The organism is Paenibacillus xylanexedens (assembly GCF_017874615.1).
Lineage (GTDB): Bacteria > Bacillota > Bacilli > Paenibacillales > Paenibacillaceae > Paenibacillus > Paenibacillus xylanexedens.
On record NZ_JAGIKV010000039.1, the window covers coordinates 1 to 23,610 of the forward strand.

At 44.7% G+C, this 23,610-nt stretch carries 14 protein-coding genes; 4 read left to right on the forward strand and 10 right to left on the reverse strand.

Features of this window, described 5'->3' with window-relative positions; genetic code table 11:
* Positions 1–180 precede the first annotated feature (180 nt).
* Positions 181–1,158, forward strand: a complete 978-nt coding sequence (locus tag J2Z28_RS29715; RefSeq protein WP_211085595.1) for an alpha/beta fold hydrolase — start codon at positions 181–183, stop codon at positions 1,156–1,158.
* Positions 1,159–1,245: 87 nt separating this feature from the next.
* Here J2Z28_RS29715 and J2Z28_RS29720 read toward each other — a convergent pair whose 3' ends face one another.
* The 3 genes from J2Z28_RS29720 to J2Z28_RS29730 all read right to left on the reverse strand — a co-directional run bounded on the left by J2Z28_RS29720 (position 1,246) and on the right by J2Z28_RS29730 (position 4,342).
* Complete coding sequence (locus tag J2Z28_RS29720) at positions 1,246–1,893, reverse strand: protein kinase family protein (RefSeq protein ID WP_211085596.1); 648 nt, start codon at positions 1,891–1,893, stop codon at positions 1,246–1,248.
* A 311-nt stretch (positions 1,894–2,204) separates the two neighbouring features.
* Entirely contained in the window at positions 2,205–3,686 is a 1,482-nt protein-coding gene (locus tag J2Z28_RS29725) for a DHA2 family efflux MFS transporter permease subunit (protein ID WP_211085617.1), read from the reverse strand.
* A gap of 68 nt (positions 3,687–3,754) precedes the next feature.
* Positions 3,755–4,342 carry a TetR/AcrR family transcriptional regulator gene (locus tag J2Z28_RS29730; RefSeq protein WP_211085597.1) on the reverse strand — a complete coding sequence of 196 codons (588 nt, stop codon included), beginning with the start codon at positions 4,340–4,342 and terminating at the stop codon, positions 3,755–3,757.
* 251 nt (positions 4,343–4,593) lie between these two features.
* Here J2Z28_RS29730 and J2Z28_RS31595 point away from each other — a divergent pair, with 251 nt between their 5' ends.
* Positions 4,594–6,477 carry a collagen-like triple helix repeat-containing protein gene (locus J2Z28_RS31595; RefSeq protein WP_342357565.1) on the forward strand — a complete coding sequence of 628 codons (1,884 nt, stop codon included), beginning with the start codon at positions 4,594–4,596 and terminating at the stop codon, positions 6,475–6,477.
* 185 nt (positions 6,478–6,662) lie between these two features.
* Here the strand turns inward: J2Z28_RS31595 and J2Z28_RS29740 are convergent, their stop codons facing one another.
* Together J2Z28_RS29740 and J2Z28_RS29745 are read right to left on the reverse strand one after the other, a co-directional pair.
* A complete protein-coding gene (locus J2Z28_RS29740) occupies positions 6,663–9,908 on the reverse strand; it encodes a bifunctional cytochrome P450/NADPH--P450 reductase (protein WP_211085598.1) in 3,246 nt (1,081 codons plus the stop codon).
* 298 nt (positions 9,909–10,206) lie between these two features.
* Positions 10,207–11,127, reverse strand: a complete 921-nt coding sequence (locus J2Z28_RS29745; protein ID WP_211085619.1) for an NAD(P)/FAD-dependent oxidoreductase — start codon at positions 11,125–11,127, stop codon at positions 10,207–10,209.
* A gap of 462 nt (positions 11,128–11,589) precedes the next feature.
* Here J2Z28_RS29745 and cyoE point away from each other — a divergent pair, with 462 nt between their 5' ends.
* Complete coding sequence (gene cyoE, locus J2Z28_RS29750) at positions 11,590–12,519, forward strand: heme o synthase (RefSeq protein WP_036608378.1); 930 nt, start codon at positions 11,590–11,592, stop codon at positions 12,517–12,519.
* A 115-nt stretch (positions 12,520–12,634) separates the two neighbouring features.
* Here the strand turns inward: cyoE and J2Z28_RS29755 are convergent, their stop codons facing one another.
* The 4 genes from J2Z28_RS29755 to J2Z28_RS29770 all read right to left on the reverse strand — a co-directional run bounded on the left by J2Z28_RS29755 (position 12,635) and on the right by J2Z28_RS29770 (position 18,696).
* Complete coding sequence (locus J2Z28_RS29755; RefSeq protein WP_211085599.1) at positions 12,635–14,404, reverse strand: ABC transporter ATP-binding protein; 1,770 nt, start codon at positions 14,402–14,404, stop codon at positions 12,635–12,637.
* The gene (locus tag J2Z28_RS29760) at positions 14,401–16,146 is read right to left on the reverse strand and encodes an ABC transporter ATP-binding protein (protein WP_211085600.1); all 1,746 of its coding nucleotides are present in this window, start codon (positions 16,144–16,146) and stop codon (positions 14,401–14,403) included. Before J2Z28_RS29760 ends, J2Z28_RS29755 begins: the two co-directional genes overlap by 4 nt.
* A gap of 137 nt (positions 16,147–16,283) precedes the next feature.
* On the reverse strand, positions 16,284–17,015 hold the full coding sequence (locus J2Z28_RS29765) for a Stf0 family sulfotransferase (RefSeq protein ID WP_211085601.1): 732 nt from the start codon (positions 17,013–17,015) through the stop codon (positions 16,284–16,286).
* Positions 17,016–17,460: 445 nt separating this feature from the next.
* Positions 17,461–18,696, reverse strand: a complete 1,236-nt coding sequence (locus tag J2Z28_RS29770) for an MDR family MFS transporter (RefSeq protein ID WP_211085602.1) — start codon at positions 18,694–18,696, stop codon at positions 17,461–17,463.
* A 163-nt stretch (positions 18,697–18,859) separates the two neighbouring features.
* Between J2Z28_RS29770 and J2Z28_RS29775 the strand changes: the two genes are divergently transcribed.
* Positions 18,860–20,626 (forward strand): ABC transporter substrate-binding protein, encoded by a 1,767-nt coding sequence (locus J2Z28_RS29775; RefSeq protein ID WP_211085603.1) that lies wholly within the window; start codon positions 18,860–18,862, stop codon positions 20,624–20,626.
* A gap of 129 nt (positions 20,627–20,755) precedes the next feature.
* Here J2Z28_RS29775 and J2Z28_RS29780 read toward each other — a convergent pair whose 3' ends face one another.
* Positions 20,756–23,383 carry a PAS domain S-box protein gene (locus J2Z28_RS29780; RefSeq protein ID WP_211085604.1) on the reverse strand — a complete coding sequence of 876 codons (2,628 nt, stop codon included), beginning with the start codon at positions 23,381–23,383 and terminating at the stop codon, positions 20,756–20,758.
* Between the last annotated feature and the right edge of the window lie 227 nt (positions 23,384–23,610).

The window sequence follows — 23,610 nt, forward strand, 5'->3', positions numbered from 1 at the left end:
AGACCAAATTAAAACGCGGCTCAGAGTCGCATAAGGATACTGTCAGGTTTTTTAACTTACAAATATTTGAAGAGATTATTGGCAAGTACAGTAATTAAGATAGAATTAAGACTCTGTTTTCTCTCGTATAAGATTGGGCATATATGATAGAGAAAATACATGGAGAGTATGTGAGAAAACATGAAGAAATGGCGTAAAAGATTAGTTAAGTTTTTGATATTTGACCTGGCGATAGTTCTGTTGCTTCTGGGTACTGGCGTGATCTACCAACAAGTGGGTGTAAGGCAGGATGCCAAAACACTCGTCCCCCCTGGTAAGCTGTACGAAGTCCATGGAGACAATATGCATCTATATACTGGTGGAGAAGGCGATGTAACAGTAGTACTCGCCTCTGGCTGGGGGACCGCTAATCCCTATGTAGATTATTATCCATTATATGAAAAGCTTGCTCCCAACACAAAATTCGCTGTATATGACCGATTTGGCTATGGATATAGCGATCAGACCGATAAGAAACGTGATGTCGATACCATAGCTGAAGAATTACACGAGTTGTTGCAGGTATCTGGACAGAAGCCACCTTATGTATTAGTTGGACATTCGCTCGGCTCGCTGGAAACCATCCGTTTCGCACAAAAATACCCGGATCTCGTCAAGGGTATCGTCATGATTGATGGAGGAAGCCCCGAATATTATTCGAATGACGATGACTCTTTGGCAGACACAATTGGTGGTTTTGCGAATAAATTCCGTATCCAAACCGGACTATTCCGCCTCTCCATGCAATCTGACATGGTTGTCGAAACTTCTAATGCCAATCGTAATGAACTGAAACTTGTACCCGATGATCTGAAAAAATTGGATACAACTGCGCTGTTGCACAACTATGGTAATGTTAACACGTTGGATGAATTACGTGAAATAGCTGCCAATGCCAAAGTGGTTGTAGATCACAAGCAAACCTTACCGTTTCCACTCACCATACTGACGGCTGATTACCTTGGTGCAAGTGAACCCGAATGGGATAAATCACAAGTAGAATTCAAATCTTGGTCAGATGATTCTAAACAGGTAACCATTAAAGATACCGATCATTACATCCATCAATATCGCCCTGACCTCGTTGCAGATGAAATATTGGCCCTGGTGAAGAAGTAACGTACACTCTGTAAAAGTAAGGCTATGTTATATCATGAAAGAAACCCCAAAGATTCTCTAATATCTTTGGGGTTTTAAGTATGAGATTTATTGTGCTATCGCCAGTCTTGGCCGTTGGGACCTGAAATCGCTGAAAGCTTGTTCGATCTCTAATGAAGTCAACTGGTGACGATAAAAGTACTGTTCCATCGCCTCCATTTCGGTACGATCGCCATTGTAGATGTTATCAATCCTTCGAATGACCTGGTTATATAAGCTCTCACGTCTGGAGTTCACAGGCTCACACAACCAAAAGTTCGTTCTCTTCACATCACCTGTCTTGGTCCAGAGCAAATTCTCATATCGGATGACATCCCAGTCCCAATATCCAGCATGAATCTGCTGAAGTTCCGTCGTAAACATATCGTATATCAAGTTGGGAGGAATGTGTCCATAGGTTACACGGTACTCTTTCAGTTTGAATGCTTCAATCCACTCTGTCAGGGTGTACTCACCTGGTGAATACGCATACAATTTAGGTGCATAAGAATTACTCTGCAATGCCCTAAGTGCCTCAATTTCTATCTCCCCATCCAATCTTGCACGTGAAGCATATACCTTGAGACAATAGTCTTGCAATCTATATACAACTGAGCTATTACTAATAAGCGAAGCCTGTAGAGTGAGATGGCCGTTTTTTTCGTAGTGCAACAGCATCTTTTCAATGTTATTGCCAATGGGATTGATGATGATCATAATGAAGTCTCCTTGATTAAAAATAAAATATAAACCGTTTTCGAATTGGTTAAAAATTGTACTATTACATTCTATATTACCCTTTTATATTAGTATGAACATATACAATTTTGCCGGAACATGAAGTATTTGCTCTGAAATTCATTCTTTAAACCGCCCTATTCCGGCTACATTTTTACTCTAATAGCTATAACCCGTTTCACGTCAACACCAAAAAAGATAGAATAAATACGCAAAAAAGCGACGCGTCCTTAAAGTTAAGGGACACATCGCTCTGATACAATATCAAATTGTTATTGTTAGTTATTGAATTAATGCATAGGACCTTGTTGTCCAGCTTGAGCTCCAACTTTGACCCGCTTCACGAAGATTGAAGTAATCAGACCCGTGATCGCCAGAACCAGTGCAAAAACAAATGCATTCTGTATACCTGATGTGAAACCAGCCAGTTTATTCTCCGGACTCTCCGGATTCGCCACACCGCTCAAGAAGCTGGACTGTCCTGCGCTCAGTATACTTACCGCAACAGCCGTACCGATTGCTCCGGATACCTGTTGCAACGTATTCATGATGGCAGTACCGTGCGGATAGTACTCAGGTGGCAGTTGATTCAGACCATTGGTCTGTGCAGGCATCATAATCATCGAGATACCGACCATCATGAATACATGCAGCGTAATAATTGTTCCAAGGGAAGTCGTCGCTTCAATACCCGTGTACAAGAACAGGACAATCGCCACGATTGACATTCCGATAATAACAAGCCATTTAGGACCAAACTTGTCAAATAAACGTCCCATGACTGGAGACAAGAATCCATTTAACAGACTACCTGGCAACAAGACTAATCCTGCAGTCAGTGCCGTGACAGCCATCCCCTGTTGCAGATACATCGGCAGAATCAACATGGATGACAAAATAATCATCATACAGATGAAGACCAGGATCAAACCGACAGTAAACATCGGGTATCTGAATACACGCAAATCCATCATTGGCTGTTTCATTCTCAACTGACGGATACTGAATAACAGCAAGGACAACACACCAATAACGAGAGTAGCAACAACTACCGGACTGGTCCAGCCTCCGCCACCATCCCCATGTCCACCTGCACTACTGAATCCGTATACGATACCACCAAAACCAAGGGTAGAAAGGATAATGGACAGTACGTCAATTTTGGGCTTGGTCAATTTCGAAATATTCGGCAAGAACAACAAGCCGCATACCAATGAGATCAGGAAGAACGGTAAGGAAATCCAGAAGATCCAGTGCCAGCTCAGATTAGCCAGGATCAGACCGGAGATACTCGGACCGCTTGCTGGTGCAAACATGATAACCAAACCGATCAGTCCCATGGCAGCACCACGTTTTTCAATCGGGAAAATAACCAATATCGTGTTAAACATCAGTGGCAGCAACAGCGCTGTACCTACAGCCTGAAGTACCCGTGCCACTAACAGAATTTCGAAGCTAGGTGCAAGCGCAGCAACGAATGTGCCTGCAATGGAGAAAATCAGGGACGTTGTGAACAGCTGTCTGGTTGTAAACCACTGTAACAGCGTTCCAGATACCGGTACCAGGATTCCCAATACAAGCAAGTATCCTGTGGTTAACCATTGAATCGTTGTAGGTCCTACTTCAAGCAGTCCCATAAGTGGCGTCAATGCCACGTTTAATGCCGTTTCTCCAAACAGACCAATAAAGCCGCTCAGCAGCATCGCGAACAAAATCGGAAATACCTTGTATTGCTTTGTTTCTTGTTGATTCTGTGCAGAATCAGCCTTCATGGAAACCTCCACGATCCCATCCTCCTCAAACGTATCGAACTTTCTTTTTCTCTGTCTCTTGGTATAAATTATTGAATCTGTTTGGCGTTCTTCGTCACAACCGACAAATACTCAGCAGCCGTCAGCAGAGGCTGTTTATCCTGATTCGTCAGGCTGATAATCAGTGCTCCCTCCATCAAAGAAATGATCAGAAGTGCCGTCTCCCGCGCCTTCTCTTCACCAACGCCATCCAGAATCAGATGTTTCTTAATGACATTTTGCCAATCTGCAAATACACCCTGACATGCAATACGCAACTGCTGACTAATACACGATGTCTCCACAGCTGCCCAGAAGCTGAATGGCAGAAATCCGGTAAACCCGGCTGCTTCTGTTTCATGAGCCAAATCATGAATAAATCTCTGAATGGCATCCCCCGTATTGTCGTGGGCTGCAAATGTTTTCTCAAATGTCTGCAAGATTTGTTCATTGGCTTTTTGAATACACTCGTGCGCGAGCTCTTCCTTGCCTTGCGGGAAATAATGATACAACGACCCTTTCGGCGTACTACTCTCTTTGATGATCTGATTCAGACCGGTCGCATGATATCCTTGTGAAAAAAACAGTCTCGCTGCTGTGCTGACAATAGACTCTCTAGCATTAGACTTTTCACTCAACGAAAGCCACTTCCTTCAAATAATTATAACAATCGGTCTATATAATTAAACCCGCTCAGATCGGCACTGTCAATCATAATATTTCACTTTTTATTTGAAAGCATTTTCATATGAGAGTCATCATAACATCCTCTTTTTTAATTATTACCTTTTATACATTTCATTCTGAGAAATTAGGGAACTTTTCCCTGTCTTCGAATAAACATAACATCAGTGTGAATCACACTTAATTTCGATTACTGAGAAAAGGAGTGAAAAACTTGGCAATCCTGCTAACTGGCCCTATTGATAATAGTCCCGTAAATGGGGTAAGACCAACCCAGACTGTTTCAATCAAAATTGAAAATCAGAGTGCCGTGAACGCCGCAACTATACTCATCCAAGGATATTCATTAATTGCAACCAGAGCTTTATATGTAAGTGAGCAATTCACAATCTTACCAGGTGCAGTAGCTACACGAAATTATTTTGCAGATCTCAACAGTTTCGAATACGTTATTACAGTTACAGGAGCAACCCCTGAGGACATTTTGGCTTCTTTTTGGGGGAAAAACAGTGCCGGCTCTTTGGTTGCTGCTCACCGACTCGTTTATTCCGAATTATTTGGCAGCGAGAATTTGAATGGAGCTACCGGGGCTACAGGAGCTACAGGCGTTACAGGAGTCTCTGGCTCCACAGGTTCCACAGGTTCCACAGGTTCCACCGGTGCTACCGGGGCTACCGGGACAACAGGCGCGACCGGCTCTACAGGGTCGACGGGTGCTACGGGTCTTACAGGCGCGATAGGCGCCAGTGGAAGTACGGGCACGACGGGTACCACTGGCGTGACAGGTCCTACCGGCAGTACAGGTCCTACCGGAGCTACAGGTATTACCGGCTCTACAGGCGTTACAGGGGTCACGGGCATTACAGGAGTTACCGGTGCTACGGGCATCAGTGGAGTAACTGGGACGACAGGTGCCACGGGTGACACTGGCGTGACGGGTCCTACCGGGGCTACAGGCATTACCGGCTCCACTGGACTTACCGGAGTCACAGGCTCGACAGGAACCACAGGTGCCACGGGTGACACTGGCGTGACAGGTCCTACCGGGGCTACAGGTATTACCGGCTCAACTGGACTTACCGGAGTCACGGGCGCGACAGGAACCACAGGTCCCACGGGTGACACTGGCGCGACAGGTCCTACCGGGGCTACAGGTATTACCGGCTCAACTGGACTTACCGGAGTCACGGGCGCGACAGGAACCACAGGTCCCACGGGTGACACAGGACCATCTGGCGGTCCGGAGGGCGCTACCGGAGCTACAGGTGCAACGGGGGCTACGGGCAATACAGGTGCCACTGGAGCAACTGGCCTCGCTGGAGCAACTGGAGCGACTGGTGTTACTGGCACCACGGGTGCAACCGGAGCCACGGGCACAGTCCAGCCCAATCCCTTTGATGTATATGTTTTACAAGGTGCAGTCGGTGGGGACGGAACACAGGACAGTCCTTTTGGAACGATTCAGCAAGGTGTAACCGCGGTATCTCCAACAGGAACCGTTCATATTCTTGGTGGCACATACCCAATCACTGCGAACATTACCATTAATAAAGCAGGAATAACTCTAAAAGGTTATCCTAGTACAATCATCCTGTTACAAGCTGCTGTTATTCCTTTCACCATCATTGGGAGCGGAGTAACTGTAGACGGATTAACGATCACGAGTGATAACCCTTATGCTGTTGAATTTATTCAATTAGGCGGAACCAATCATACCGTAATAAATAATACGATATTCGGGCCTCCTCAAGCTGGCCCTTCTTCAGGTTGGGTTGTCAATCGTGGTCTCGTGAGCCAGATCGGTAATATGACCGGCTTGATTGTGCGAAATAATATTTTTTATTCCTTACGTCAACCAGCCTACTTTAACCCTAATACGACTGGAGAAGTTATTAGCAATGTTGTTTATAATACGAGAGGATTTGTTAATGACCAGGCCGTTATGGTCTTCTCTGGAAATTCATGGGGCAGCCCGGTCAATGCGGTGGATATTGCACTGCTCGTAGGTACAATAACAGGGCCCCCTTTCGATCCGCTTTCCGACCTGAGTGCCAACAACAGTACTGCAACGATTCAGGATTCCAGATAAGAATCATTTCTCGTTCTTACAAAACGCCTAATCAAAACAGCCGCCGATTTGGATGTGAAACTCCAGATCGAACGGCTGTTTTTTGGATGAGTAGAGCATTATTCCATTATTACTTTTGTGCGTAAGGTACTACTTGTGTACTTTCTGGTAAACTACTGATTGAAGTTGAAGTTACACTTTCATTTTTAAGTTTTAATAGATAATTGAGAGGGTTCAACCATACGTTTACCTGCCCACACGTCTTGCACGTAGCGTCCTTCGGCCTGAAGCTGAATGAGCCAGTCCTTCGCTTGCTGCATCGTTGCACCCTGCACATCCTGATATGCTTGCTGCAAAGTCTCTTCTACCTCAGGAGCCATCTGGCTTCCATCCCCGCATACGTAGAGTTTTCCTTTGTTCATCAGCATGTGAATTAACTGTTCGGAATTCTCTTTCATTAGATGCTGTACATACGTTTTGGGCTTGCCATCCGCACGAGAAAAAGCAGTGTGCAACTTAACGATCCCTTCCCGTTCGAATTGCTCAAGCTCAGGACGATATATGAAATCTGATTCATTCCTGCACCCAAAGAACAAATGCGCATCACTCAGTGGCAAACCTCTCTGTTTCATGACCGCTCTCGCCTGGAGGAAACCTCTGAACGGCGCAACACCCGTCCCTGGTCCCACCATGATCATGGGTACGTCAGCCTCTTCCGGCAGATAAAATTCGGATTCCGGCGTACGTATAAACATCAGAATTCGTTCGCCCGCTGGACAACCGGCCAGGTACGTTGAAGCAACACCCAGATATTCGCCTTTGCCACTCCATGCAGGCTCTCTTACTACCGATACAGTTATGCTCGCTTGCTCGGAATTCAGGCTTGGCGAGCTGGATATTGAATAATATCTGGGCTTAAGCGGAGGCAATAGTTCAAGGAACCTTTCGAATGGCAACTCACACGCCTCATACTTTTCTAGCAGGTCCAACATCGTGATTCGATTGGCAAGAATATAATCCTTGTAGCTGTTTTCATCCAACATGCCTTCCAGTTCACGCTTATGAGGTGGACATACCGTATGATTAGCTAACTCCTGCAACTGTGTTCTGGAGACTGGTGTCTGCAATTCCACACAATAAGCGAGCAACTCATGAATCTTGACGGGTCTGTTCAGTGGTAGGTGTGTAAGATGGCTGACGTCCGAAGTTAATTGGATCGGAGTATCCCCACGTAGTCCGAACCGACTGAGTATCCGATCCACATTCTGCTTCTGATTGCTAGGCAACACGCCGAGATGGTCGCCTTCTCTATAACTCATGCCTTCAGGCAGTGACACTTCGATGTGACGTGTGCTTCTTCCACTTCCCAGCGCCTGAAGCTCTTTATTAACTACAACCGTGGCATAGCTGGCATCATAAGTTTGTGCAAGTGGCATCTCTACTTTCTCGTGGACAAACTCCATTTGAATTCTGCTTGTGCTTGGTAGGGTTGGCTTCACTACTTCCGCGTTGATCCCCAGAGCATTCAACACCTGCGGCCACAACATATGCTGCCATGTCTCAACTTGTTTCTCCATATCACCTCCGGCATCGGCTTCACCGCGGGATAACAGTCTTTTACCTCCCAATCCTTCAAGCTTCTCATCTATCAATCGAGGAATACTCTGATACGTCCCGGACCAACTCCGATCTCCACAGCCCAGAACGGCATAGTTCACATCCCGTGCTTCCTCTGACTCTGCTCCCTTCAACCAGTCTACAAATGCCGTAGCATTTTGCGGAGGTTTACCATTATACGAAGCAGTGACGATGAGAACAACACCTTGGCGGTGTATGCGGCCAACCCACTCATTCAGAGTGGCTGCTTCACTTGGGATTCCATACGAACGCCCTTTATCCACCAGCACTCTGGCGATGCCTTCTGCCGTTCCGAGATTGGAACCATATAACACCAGGAGCGAAGGGTTACCATCTGCTTCACCGGCTAGGGTATCTCCCGTTTGACTGGAACTTGCTACGTCTTTATGAACACCAGGAGCAGGTTTCTCTTTCGCAGATACGGTAGATTTATTCCTCGTTTGCGAAGTAGCGCGCGGTTTCACCTGGATTCGGAAGTCTCCTGGCTTCAACGTTAGCGTCTGTTTAACATCCAACTCATAGTTGCTATAATCGATCAGGTCAAAATGTTTGAGGACCATGCCAAGCACAAGTGTTGCTTCATATAAAGCAAACTGCATGCCGATACATGCTCTCTCCCCATTACCAAAAGGTTTATACGCATGATGAGGCACTTTCGTCGTATCTTCAAATCGCTCTGGACGGAAAAGCTCCGCATCCTCTCCCCAGGCCTCTCTGTCACGGTGAAGCTGAGGCAGGAGAATACTGCAGCTTTCCCCTTTCTTTAAGGGATATTTGCCACCTATGACGGTGTCTTCTTTGGCATATACGTCAAATCCCGGAGCGGTTGGCCAGAGACGTAGCGATTCACTAAGAATCATGCGAATATAGGAAAGCTGAAGAATTTCCTCGTACTGTGGTGAGTCACTGACCAATATCTGATCTACCTCGTCATACGCCTTTTGAAGCGATTCCGGATTTTTCAGTAAAAAATAAAGAGCAAAGGATAACAAACCACTCGTCGTTTCATGTCCAGCAATGAGAAAAGTAATAATCTGATAGCGAATGTTCTCATCATCCAGCATTTCTCCAGTCTCCGGATCTTTGCCATTCAGCATACGTGCAAGCAAGTCGACCTCTTCGGGTGCTGAACTCGCTTTACGCTCCTCTATAATCTGATCTACCAGAGAGAACATCGTCTGAATATCCTCCTGGAACTGTCGTTTGGTCTTCACCATAAGCAGATTCTGAATTTTCAAACGTGAACTCTTTTGCATTGCTTCATTTAATGCTCGAACCATGCTTTCAATAAAAGGACTGTGGTCCTGTCTGTAAAAACTGTTAAACCGATAATTGAATCCACATAGTCCAATGGTATCCAACGTAAGGCGTGTCATATCATCCGCAACATCAATCGTATCGTTGGAATTGAGGCGTGCCCACTTGTTGATCAATTGTTCGGCGATATTAACCATCATGGGATGATAACCTTTCATGGCCTGTTTGCTGAAGGTGGGAAGCAGAATGTTATGGGCCTTTTTCCAATTGGGCTCCGATGTTCTGCTTGTAAATAAACCATCGCCTCCAAAGGCACGTACATTTTCGAGTTCATTGTATACATATTTGTCAAAACGGGACACATCACATAACTCAGCGACAAGATCTGGTCCAGATACGATTAAACCGGAATAACCGGGAACCGTAAGTCGATATATTGGTCCATGCTGTTCAGCCAGAACACCTAGCGACAACGTTGGTTTATCTTTATCAATCAAAGGCAGATTGCCAAGTGGTCCATACATTTTAGGCTGTGGAATGTAAGTTGCATCACTCATGATGATCACCTCTTATCTCTACGCCGTGGAGCAAGGTATTCGTTAGCCATTTGATGACTACTCTGCTTTCATTCATAAGTGATCTCTCCTTTGATGATTATATAAATGATAGTAATATGTATCATTTGATAATACAATAAACCATAATTGATTTAATATCAAATTTTCTTCCGGCTGAATTACTTTTAATTGAACCGTTCAACGTTTAAATTGAACAACTACAAATAGAGGATTGCATATGCAAACCCCTAATTTATGAACCTATGAAGATATAGTTCTATGACGCTATTAAATTGATCTACAGATGACTTGGCTCATCCCACTTCTCGAAATTCAATTCATTATTAATGCTTACCGCAGACAATGCCCCCAGAGACGCAGCCGTGATTGCCTGATACATCTCGGATGCTGCATCACCAGCACTGTATACACCCGCTACAGATGTTTTGCCGGAAGCATCAACGATAACCGTTCCCGATTCTGTAATTTCACAACCGATGGCCTTTGGCAGTTCTGATCCGGTAAACAGTTTCGGTTGGAAGAAAACTCCTGTGCATGGAATCGCTGTACCGTCATTTAGCACAACTTGATGTACCATTCCTTCTTCAGAGTTAATGGATTGAATCGGTGCATCGAATACAGTAACATTATGCCGCTTCAGCTCTTCACGCTGCTCATCGGTTAAGGAATTTGATCCATTCGTACAGATCGTATATTGTGCTGTCCAACCGGATATGACTTTTGCCATATGTAATGCCTTATCTCCACTAACGATGATGACCAGCGCTTGGTCTCTTAACTCCCATCCATCACAATATGGACACACAAACGCACTTTTACCGTAAACCTCTGTTAATCCGTTAATATCCAAGGGAAGGTCTTTCTTACCTACCGCAAACAAAATCTTTTTCGTGCGATAGCTTACCCCCTGAGTAGTCTTAACTACAAAATCACCATCGCTACCTGTTATCGTTGTTGCCGTATCGGATGCAAATTGAACTGAGGGATACGCTGCAATCTGTTCTTTGGCAGCTTTCCGGAATTCACGTGGACTTGCCCCATCTCTTGTCACAAACCCATGAGTCTCCCTTGTAACCCAGTTACGCGGTGTCTCATCATCAATGACCACAACGTTCTTGCGGGCCCTGCCAAGTACTAGGGCTGCATTAAGCCCCGCTGGTCCTCCACCAATAATAAGTACATCCAAGAGTTGATTCATATTACTCATAATATACACCCTTTCCAGACATTTAATATCTCTAATTAAGATTTAAAAATAACCTCCGCTCTCTCTTAAGAAAGTAATATCGGAGATTTACAAGAACACATTTAAACAAGACTATTAAAGATATCTTATATCTACAATAAACAAAACCTAACCATTTTGCAACATATATCTTTAACTACCTTCTTCAATCCAGCCTGTGTGAGTTGAATAAAAGATTATTTACACTTACACTACAATGACAGAACAAACTTTAAATCACTGTTATACCCGGATTTTTGGATTCTCTCCTGTAACACAGAAATTATTATTTAACAATTAAAAACAACCTTGTTTTTAAATTGTTCACAATCAAATGACATTATTTTAAATACTAAAACGTTAATTAAATCACATAGTGTATTGAATGGTATAATAGCGACATAATATATAAGTATAGATATAGGAAGTGAGTTCTTGAAAACATTGAACAATGGTTCACAGACCAATATCAGCCTGGAGTATAGCTCGATTCCGAAAGTATTCTTCGATACGATCAAAATCGGAATCATCAAGTCCAACCTGATCGCCATGTTTGCGGGTTTAAGTTTGGCTTTATATGTATTTGATGCTTCAATCTTAGCTAATATTGTACCAATCATCCTTTCTTTTATTGGGTCTTCTCTCATTATTGGAGCTGCAGGGGTGTTTAACAACTTGTATGATCGTGATATTGATGCGATCATGGAACGTACGAAGAAACGTCCTACCGTTACGGGACGCGTAGATACCAAGTCGGGTCTAATTCTCGGTATTGCAATCACCATCATCGGGGGCATCATGTTGTACATCGCTTCCCCATCCGCTGCTGTATTTGGTATTTTGGGTCTGTTGCTTTACGTGTTCCCTTACACGATGTGGACCAAACGTACAACGATCTACAACACGGAAGTGGGAAGTCTTTCGGGTGCTGTGCCTCCACTCATCGGTTGGGCAGCCATTTCACCGGAACTGGGTCATTTCGAGATCTGGGCATTGGTCGTTACGATGCTCTTATGGCAAATGCCTCACTTCTACGGGATTGCGATTCGTCGTTTTGACGAATACAAAGCTGCTGGTGTTCCCATGCTACCCGTTGTTAAAGGCATCAGACGGACATACATTCAGACAAACGTCTATCTGGTACTGTTACTGATCTCCAGCTTTTTATTCTGGCCGATGAGTCCATTTGTCGCTATTGTGGCATTTCTGGTTAGCTTGGCTTGGCTCATTCTCAGTGTGGCTACCTTTGATAAGAAAGAAACAGAGAAATGGTCCAAACGGATGTTTATCTTCTCCATTAACCATATCACTATTATCTTCCTGGTCATCATTGCGTATTCCTTGATTGCTCAGATGATGAGATAAAAATATTCCATCTTTCCACTCTTTATAACGATAAAAGTCTTACAGACTGTACTCTTTCAAGGAGTCGTCTGTAAGGCTTTTTTGCTTTCTTATTATCTTTTCTAAATTTTTAAAGCTATCCGACTTTGGCGGGGGTTTGTTCCCCTTGCCACAGCAGATGCATCTCTTCATTGGTGGCAAGCAATTCAGTCAAACTTCCCTCGGCTTCAATGCGTCCATCTTTCATCACGATAATGTGATCTGCTTTGGAAAGTGCTGCCCTGCGGTGAGAAACTGCAATGCAGGTGACATCCGGCTCTTGGAACAGCCCTTCCCATACTTGTTGTTCTGTCTCCACATCCAGTGCACTGGACAGGTCATCAAAGATAAACAGATCCGCCTCCGTCATTAACATGCGTCCTGTGGCCGCGCGCTGAATCTGCCCGCCTGATAGCATAACTCCTCTTGGACCAACCGGGGTCTCAAGCCCCTGATCCAAATGTTTGATATCCTTCTCCATCACAGCCAGACGAATGGCTTTTTCAAGGGCTTGCTCGGTGTTACCCTGTTTGCCTTGGACGATATTTTCTTTCAATGTATCACTGAACAGTCTTGGCACTTGCGGGGTATACGCTGCTCTAGGCGGCATCAGGAACGTGGCTGGATCAACAGCTGCTCCATTCCAGTGAATGTCCCCTTTTTGTTTAGGTAACAGTCCAAGAAGTGTGCGTACAAGCGTTGATTTACCTGATCCGATCCGTCCCGTAATGACCAGAAATTGTCCGCGTTTCAAACGGAAACTGATCTCTTCTATACCATTTGCAGAATTCGGATATTGATAAGTCAGCTTATTCACCTCAAGAGATTGCAACTTCTCCTTAGGGTCCCTCTGTTCACTTACAAGCTCCGGCGGATCTTCATACAGGTAGATTTCTCTCGAATCCATGATCTGGTCTTCTTCCCCCGGGCGGAATAGCTTACGCATACGATCATAGGATACCTTGAGCCTTCTGTGCTGAAACACCATATAACCAAACAGTGAAATGCTAAATCCGATATTGGCCAGATAACTGGTGAATAAGGCAAAATCACCTACGGTAAAGTTACCTGCTTTCATCTCAGCTGCACACATCAGTAGAATCAGTCCGGTACAAATACTTAGCACATGCTGATTCATCGATCTCATCCACTGCTTGAACAGATTGTCTCGGAGTGCAGCCTGGCGACGATCTTCATTCAACTGGTTGAAACGTAAAGAGACATTCTCTTCGGCCTGACCCAGTTTCAGAGCTTGCACGGCTCCAAATGTTTCCGCAATAAAACTGGTAATTCGCCCAGTCGCTTCGCGATTAACCTGTGCGTACTTCCGAGCCCGATTCCCGGACAGGTTGTTGAGTAAGGTCACGACCACCAATGGCAGCACGGCAACCAATGTGATCTGCCAATTAATGTTTGCCATAATGACGATGGACACAATAGCAAATACGAGCCGTCCCCAGAAGTCCACCCATGATTCTACATACTCGACGACTTCATCGACATCATCCCTAAAGCGACTCATCGCCTCCCCTGGTGAAGCCGGAAGATTACGTCCAGGCCAGCGCATGATCGCTGCGAGCATGTTGGTTCGCAAAATCGCCTGAACATGATACAGATACGTAACCCATGCATAGAAGGCTACAAAAAATGTGCCCACCCGTGCCATTCGGACCAAAGCAATAAAGATAAGCGGCACAGCAAGCCACATGTAGTCATTGGAACCTGCTGTCGTCCGATCAAAAAACCACTGCATCCCGATCCCGATAGCTAGCGGCAAGGAATGAAATATACACCATAACAATCCGTTGATTATAAACAACAAAGGCCTAAATCGAAACATACGGCCTATAAATCCTGCTACAGTCATGCCAATTCCTCCTCTCGGCCTGTAATGAGCAGTCTGGCATAGTGAGATGCCGGGTTACTGGCAAGTTCTTCTCTCGCTCCAAATTCCAGTACCTTCCCATCCCCGAGCACCATAATCCGGTCAACTTTCTCCAGCGTAGCCAGTCGGTGAGCAATAATCACTCCGGTGGATTGTTTCATTAACTGGTCAATCGCAGATTGAAGCATGCCTTCTGTCGCAGCATCCAGACGTGACGACGGCTCATCCAGAATAACCAGACTCGGTTCGGTCAGGAATACGCGGGTTAAGGCAAATAACTGTGCTTCCCCTGCCGACAATGAAGCTCCACCTGCTGCCAGATACGTATCGAGTCCTTCTGGTTGTGAATTAATCCATTGGCTAAGTCCAAGGCGATCCGTCGTCTCCTTGATCATCTGATCCGATACATCCCCATTGAACAGGGTCAGGTTATCACGCAGCGTGCCATCAAACAACTGCACATCCTGTGTCACCATACCCACCCGGCGATAGAGCGCTTGTAACGAAAGCTTTGTGATATCCGTTCCACCTACACGGATCGTACCCCGATCCAGATTGTATAGGCGGAGAAGAACACGACTAAGACTCGATTTACCGCTACCTGTGCGACCGATAATTCCCAGACGTTCACCAGGCTTAATAGCAAAAGTAATGTCGTGCAATACCGGTTTATCCTGGTTATAACTGAAATGTACCTGACTGAATTCCAGACCAAGAGGTCCTTTCGGCAATTGCTCCTCCGTACCCTCTTCAATCACACTTCGCATGGACAACAGCTCTCTGGAGCGCAGCATGCCGGATTTTGCTTTTTGGAACTCCTGCACCTGATCTCCAAGCATCTCAATCGGATCATTCAGCATCTGCGTATATTGATAGATCAGAAATAATGTTCCGATACTAATTAGACCTTCCATATAATAATGCACACCCAGTAAAAGTACCGCAGTGACCGCCAGAGCGAACAGAACTACTGTGGTATTCCACGGAATAACCCGTAGCAGCCAGGCTTTTCTCCCCTTAAGGAATACCGTGCGCATCGTACGGTAAAAACGGTTCATCACATAGGGCACATGACCATTCGCTTGCACATCTTCAATCCCGGCAATGCGTTCTTCAATTAATCCGAACAGAGAGGCACTTGCCGCCCGTTCATTTTTGGAAGAGTCCACGCCCAGATTTCGGATGAAGACCATGAACAGGATCGATAACAATGTGAACACGGTCATGACCAAAGCAATGGGCACATTAACGCTGAACATGAATCCGAGAATTCCGGCCAGCAGCACAAAACTCCCAATCACTTGCACAATGAACATCGCGAAAAAATTGGAGATACTCGTTACGTCACCATCCACACGTTCAATCATCTCACCAGGTGTTTTCTCATTATGAAAACGCATATCGAGACGCAGACAGTGCTTCAGCAGATCTCCGCGCAGTTGATTCGTGGCCCGCCAGGCCACGTCGTTCCCCAAATAACTAACCGCTACCGTGATGAGTTGATTAAACACGGCAACAACCAGAAATATTCCTGCAAGCTCAACAAGATTGGTGAGGACTCCCCCACTTGCTGCTGTATCGATAAATCGTTTGATAATCTGTGGATTCAAAAGCTGAAGCCCCGTTGATGTGAGCAACATGATCAAAAGCACGGCCAGCCGTCCTTTGACTGGTTTTAGATAGCGCAGCAGCCAAGACATGGAGCGTTTCTCTGTTTTGGGCATAACCCCTCACCCCTTCGCATAACAATTCTATTCCGTTTTAGTGATTCAAACCATCTTTGTTCCTCACTATGATGAATCATACATAATAACAATAAATGCAACATTTCCGACCCGCGGATGAATCTTTCCAAGTGTGTTTACCATCTTACATTCTCCCATTCTCTCTGGCATTCTTCCCGAAATCGTTGTACCCATTGTTCAGAGATCTCATCTGCAATCGGGTCAAAGGACGGGGCTGATACCGTAACACCGTCCGATTGAACATCCAAAAACGCTAGCACATCCATGACGGTCCCCTCATAATCTTGTATAAAATCCTCATAAACAATTGTCAGCGGTTCAATGCCTGATTCAGACAGGAAATCTTCGATTGCAGCTTCGCACATGTTACTCTCGACAAGCAGATGTTTAATCGCATCAAAGTTATATTGATCTGCAATATCTTGTATGTGAGGGCGATCTCCATGCTTGCGATGCCACTCCCCCGAAACAATGGCTCTCCACCACGACACCGCCAATCTGACTTTGTTGCGACGTGTCATGTATATATGCTTGTTACAATTCGGAAACCCTGTACTCCATACCTCAGCTCGCGATAACTCTGGTCGCAGATGATAGAGACTACGGAAAGCGTCAATCCATCGTTGTTCAAAATTAATCTTTATGCCAAACACGCCGTTCGACGTTGTCCCATGGCTCCAAATCTGCTCCAGATCTTCATGCTTCAAATTATCTGGACTTTTAAACTGATAATGCAGCCATTCGCTCGGATAACCGGCTACACCTGTAGAACTTAAAGCGTCACCCAACAGAGTACTGCCCGTGCGTTGGGAGAACCAAATGGTATAACTTTGGGCAGGTTGCTTCATATGGTTACCTCTCTTTCTTCCCTTAAGGGTATTTTCATTGCAAAAAGCAAAACAAATTCTCCCTTCCATGTGCAACAAATTGGGTGGAATGCATGCAAAAAAGCCATAGATGAACTAATGTTCATCTACAGCTTGTAGCCAAAAGAGATCGAATGAAATGCAAAGCATTTCCGTATCTCCTCTGCATCGCAATAATGATGAGCGTCCACGACAGAGGTGCACAAACATGACTGTCCCAACGCGATCATTGCAAAAAAATTGGATTAATGTCACTATGCTCATGCGTATTCAGTTATCGATTCGAAATCTGGTTCGGCATAAACATAATCATCATCCCACCCGTTTCACATATTTGTTGTTTATTGTATTCGCTGGACTAACATCCGTCAAGATAATTTTAACTGAATTGTTATTTAATTCATGTCATTAAACTTTTCAATTCTCGCTACATACTTAATGTTGTGGGCTCGGTTTGCTTCTCTCTAACAACAAGACGTCTATGTGCGATCAGAAGAAAAGGTACCCCGAGTGCAGTCGTCAGCGCAATCGGTAGAAAGACAGCGAACCCATTCTCCGCTCCAAATTGACTTAACAACACCCCTCCCATGACAGGAGCAATGACACTACCGATATTATTGAATCCAATGGTCCCGAAATACGTTCCTTTCCATTCCGGCTTCGCAATCCGGTCAATGAGCATATCCATCATGGTGAACAACAATACTTCCCCAATGGTAAATAGTATGACACTCATCATCATCATGAGTACACCTTCAGCGATTCCGACCATCATCAGACTGGTTGCGACCAGCAGGTTACCCACAATCAGAGGAACAAGCGGTGGGAAGTTTCGGAAGGTTCGCACAAGAGGATACTGAATAATCAATACGGTCACGGCGTTCAGGGAAAGCATGTACGAGAACATCTGGCTTCCATTCTCAAAGATCGGGCTCCTCGCCAAGTACTGTGCCAACGTAGAACTGAAATGTCCGTAACCCAGCACACAAAATGTAGTACCGATCAATACCGGCAGAAATACCCGGTCGCGACCGGTGGTCATAAGTGCTTCACGCAAACGTGGTGCAGTTGCCTGATGACGCTCTGGCAGATTGGCATGCTGTAGCTTGAATTGCAGAAATAATACAAGTCCATAGGCTATGTATACCAAGCCGGAAATCACAAACGGAAACGTAGATTCAGATGATCCCAGCTGAAATCCGATAATTGGCCCAAAGACCACACCGAGATTAATTGCAGCATATCTGAGATTGAACACCAGCAATTTGTTCTCCGGAGAAGTAATATCCGATAACAGCGCTCTGGAGGTGGGCTCAAATACTGCGCGGCATAATCCGTTTAACGTATTGGCAACAAAGAACACCCATAGATGCTCTGCTGCTGAAAAGATAAAAAACACACCTGCCCAGCTAAATACCGAGATTAACATCACGATTTTGCGCCCGATACGGTCCGAAATATAACCTCCATAAAAGCTGACCATGACACCTGCCAGCGAGCTAACGGCCACAGTAATACCGGTCTGGGTCGGTGTAGCCTCTAGCACACGTGTCAGATAGATGGATAGAAACGGGATACTCATTGACGTCACAAGACGTCCAAACATGGTTCCGATAATAATCGTCCATGCCAAGGGGTGAATTTGCCTTAAATATTGCTTCATGCGAACTTCTCCTATTCTGACTGCTCCAATGCGTGTTCAAAAAGAACGGTTTTCAGTACTTTTTGAACAACCTCTACTAATGTATAATTGTAAGGATAAAAGGGGGAAAGAAAAGTGTAAACATATGATCACACTTTTCACCTTTAATAGAGGAGTCATGACCATGGATACCCTAAATACACACTTTATAAGGCTCGCCGGCGCCGAACAACTTTCATTCAAACTTCATGAACCTGTAGCTGTAACCATTGATAGCCTGTCCGCTGCCTTGTGCTGCACCCCTCGTAATGTGAAATTCATTCTTAGAAAATTGGAGGAACAAGGCTTTATCCATTGGCAGCCTGGGCGTGGTCGTGGACATCATTCGAAGCTAACAATGCTGCGCAGCATGAACGAGGCGCTGGAAGCGAGTTTTACAGAACTTTTAGGTAAAGGCAAAATGAAAGACGCCATTGAACTCATCGGAAACGTTCAGATGCATGATTCACTGCGAGAACAGCTCATGCTCTCCCTCCATCAACAGATGGGATTTCACAGCCACGATGAAACTGCCTCTGGTCAGGATATCCTGCGAATCATGAGGTCACGCCAGTTAGGTGATTTGGACCCAGCCTTTGTTTATACTGCATTTGAAACCTACCTGCTAAGCCAGGTCTGTAATACATTGATCACTTATGATGCCAAGTCGGAATCATTTCTGCCAGCACTGGCTCACATGTGGGAGTGCAGCGAGGACCATCGCCTATGGACCTTCTATCTCCGAAAAGGTGTACGTTTCCACAATGGACGTGTCATGACGTCCCGGGATGTCCAAGCGACCTTGCAACGATTGACTGATGTGCATAGTCCGTCCATCTGGTTATATCGGGATATCGAACGCGCGGAAGTAGCTGGTGATTACTGCATCAAGTTTGTTCTACATCGTCCTAATCTGTTTTTCTTGCATCTGTTCAGTTGTATTCGGATGACAATCCTGCCCTACGATTACAATGTAGCCAATACATTGGTAGGTACCGGTCCTTTTCAGATCTCTGAGCTGAATGAAGATGTGCTGGAGCTTACCGCTTTTGATGCGTACTACGGCATCCGGCCGCATCTGGATCAAGTCCATTTCTGGTTTGTGCCTGACCTGAGTCCGAATGATCGCTATTATGAGCTACCGGGTACAGATCGATTGAGTCTGGCAACAGGATGTGATCAGACCAACAGTATCAATTATCCGGCGCTGGGTTGTCAGTATATGCTGTTCAATTTTCACAAGGAAGGCATCCATCATCATCCCCTATTTCGACAAGCCCTGCGTATCGTCTATGATTCGGTCGCGCTTGTCCGAGATCTCGGTGGGAATCGGATCACACCAGCCAGCAGCTTTCTGCCCTGGAGAAGTGCAGCCCAAGACTGGACCGCTGCCTCTCTTGAGCATGCTCGTGAATTGCTGCATAACTGTGGGTACCAGGGTGAGACGATAACATTATCATATAAGCATAATAAGGATACAGACGTTGCGGAGTGGTTTCAGAGTCGTGCGCAGTCTATCGGAATGAACATCAGCATGCAAGCCGTTGTGGATTATTTCAACTCAGAGGAAACCACGAACGCACAATTGATCCTCGCTGAAGAGATACTGGAGGAAGATTGGCAGTACGGCATGATTCATTTTTTCAAAAACCTGTCCAACCATTTTCATATGTGTATGTCTCCTGCATTCCAGTCTCTACTGGATGGCAAACTGGATCATTTCGCAAAGCTTCATCGGGCAGACCGTACTGCGCTCCTGGATGAAGCTGAAGCCTTGCTACGTGATCACTGCTGGATCTTGCATGGCTGTCACATGAACAAGCAGGCTGAACTGGATCAGAGTATCTTCGGCATGCAGATAGCTGAATTCGGATATATGGACATCTCCAAATTGTGGATCAAAAATCCTTAGAGATTTGTCTATATTCGTATCTGTGGGATACAGGGGTGGAGGACAAAATCATGGAACAACAAAAAAAAGCTGCTAGCCTATTTACGATAAGCTAGCAGCTTTTTGCTCATGAATCCATTTTTAGTGCACTCAGAGATTATATTTGATGTAATAGGTCTCCAATGCTTGCATAATGGATTCGATTTTAATCGGTTTGCTGACATACGCATCCATGCCTGCCTTCAAGCATTTATCCATGTCTCCTCTTAACGCATTTGCAGTTACCGCAATAATGTATGGACAACTCTCGGGGTGCAAAGAATTTTTAATCACTTTTGTCGCTTCGAACCCATTAAGCCTTGGCATATGCACATCCATGAAGACAATATCATATGAATTGTGTTTGACAGCCTCGATTGCCTCAACACCGTCCGCCACATGATCCACGAAGTGCCCTTTTTTCTCAACGATTCTGCTAAGGACGAGCTGATTCACCTCATTGTCTTCTGCAATTAAAATCCGTAAGGCTGATGTTCTGCTCTTCTTCTGCTGTAGATCCAACCTGTTGCTTTCTTCACCATTAATTAATTTAAATTGGGCGGTAAATATAAATATTGTACCCGGTTCATCCGATTCCTCGATCCAGATCTCGCCTTGCATAAGCTCCACCAGTTTCTTGCTAATGGCAAGGCCAAGACCGGTACCTTGAGGTTTGCGGGTCATAAAATTCTCCAGTTGATAGAAAGGTTCAAATAATTGTTGTTTCCTCTCAACCGGAATGCCAATGCCCGAATCCTTTACCTGAAAATAAAGCTGCACGTTATTGCTGCACTGCTCCTTAACCCCAACTTTAATTTCCACGCCGCCTTCTGAAGTGAATTTGACCGCGTTGCCGATGATATTGGTAAGTACCTGTTTAAGACGATAAGCATCACCATACACTGGAGTTGGAATAGCATCTTCTACGCACATACGAACATCCAGCTTTTTTTCACGAGCCAGAGGTTTTACGATTTGCACCGTCTCGGTCACGATTTCAACGAGATCAAAAGGATCTTCTACCAGATCGGTTTTGCCTGACTCGATTTTGGAAAAATCAAGAATATCATTAATGATGGCCAACAAGGAATCTCCACTCTTCTGGATGATTTCGATATATTCCTTTTGTTCCCCGCTAAGTCCAGGAGTATCCAGAAGCAAATCCGTCATCCCAATTACACCGTTCATAGGTGTGCGGATTTCATGACTCATCATCGCCAAAAATTCACTTTTGGCCTTATTCATTCTCTCCGCTGTCTCTTTGGCTACAAGCAGTTTTTTCTGCTCCGTAATATCCTTCGCAATCAGGTAAAACCCGACATTGGATTTATTAATAATAATTGGAGCAAGCGTAGCCAAGACTTCTGTCTCAGATCCATCCGTGTGCCGAACAGCGTTGATCTCCTTTTCAGCCATCTCATAATTACTGCCCAGAATCAGACCCAGATTACTGGCTCCGATAAATCTGCTTATGCTTGTACCGATCATTTCAGCCACGGGACAGCCCGTCATTTTCACCGCTACTGGATTTGCATTCATAATATTACCATCCATGTTAAACGAGATAATGGCGTCATGATTGTATTTCTTAAGCGAAGTGTATCGCTCCACAGATTCCTGCAATTTAAATTCGATGCGTTTGCGTTCAGTGATATCCTGTAGTGTTCCGTTTAGCTGGACTGGCTGACGATGCTCATCAAGCGTAATCAATCCGCGCAAGTGAAGATACTTCTCACGTCCATCAGAGCTGATATGTTTGTATTCAAAATCGAGCGGTTCACCTTGTTTTACCCCTGTAATATGTTTTTGTAAAGAGGCTATATCTTCGGAATCCATAACATCAAAAACATCACTTATACGATATGGTTTGCAGGTCCGTTCAAGTTCAAAAATCTCAAAGATCTGATCTGAAAATGTAATGTGGTCTTTGACCATATCCCATTCCCAACTACCAATTAAGGCAATACGTTCAGCCTCAGCACTGATATCCTTTTGTTTTTTTCGCTCTGATATATCTCGTCCAATCGTAAGAATCTGCTGTCCATGCTCCGCATCACCAAAGACTTTGTATGTGGTTTCAAACCAAAGGTAATCCCCCTCTTTATGGCGGACCCTGATATTCAACAGATTTCCTTTAGTCAGGTCCATCTGTGAGATCCGTTCCAGATCTTGTGGGTGAAAATATGCATCATTATTTTGACCAATTACTTCTTCTGGCGAATAGCCCAGTAAACCTTGAACTGAGGGTGAGCAGAATCGACAAACACCCTCCTGATCGGCAATATAGATGATCTCCTGAGCATGATCCGTAATAAGTTTGAACACCTCTTCACTATGTAGAAGCTTTTGTTCAGACATTTTGCGGTCAGTTATATCAACAATATGGCAAATGAAGTAAAGAGGTTCATCCGTAATTTCGCTACGAACTAATGAAACATGCAATGAAATCCATAAGATATTACCATTTTTATGGATATAACGTTTTTCATATTTATACTCTTTAGATTTACCTTCGAATAGCTCGCAGTTATACATCACATCTTGTGGTGAATCATCCGGATGCGTAATATCCTGGTAGGTGAGCTTCGTTAATTCCTCATAAGTAAAACCCAGCATACAGCAAAATGCGGGGTTCACTTTTCTCCATTCCCCTGTCGGAGCAACGAGTGCAATTCCAATAGGTGCTTGGTTGTAGATCTGCTCGAACAATTCGTGATGGTCGACCTTTTGAACCTGCATTGTAAACTCTCCTTTTGGCATATAAACTCAGTTTTAAATAGTCGAAAGTTAATTTTAATTGGAAGGAAGTTGTTCCACAAAGGATCGGATCGTTTTAAAATCACAATACCAGCTTAGTACCCAAAAATTCAGTTATCGAAACATATCTTTTCAAAAGTTTGGTGTCTACAAAGTCAAACAAGGCCTGGAATCCATTCATATGGAATCCTGACCTTTGTCGTTATATA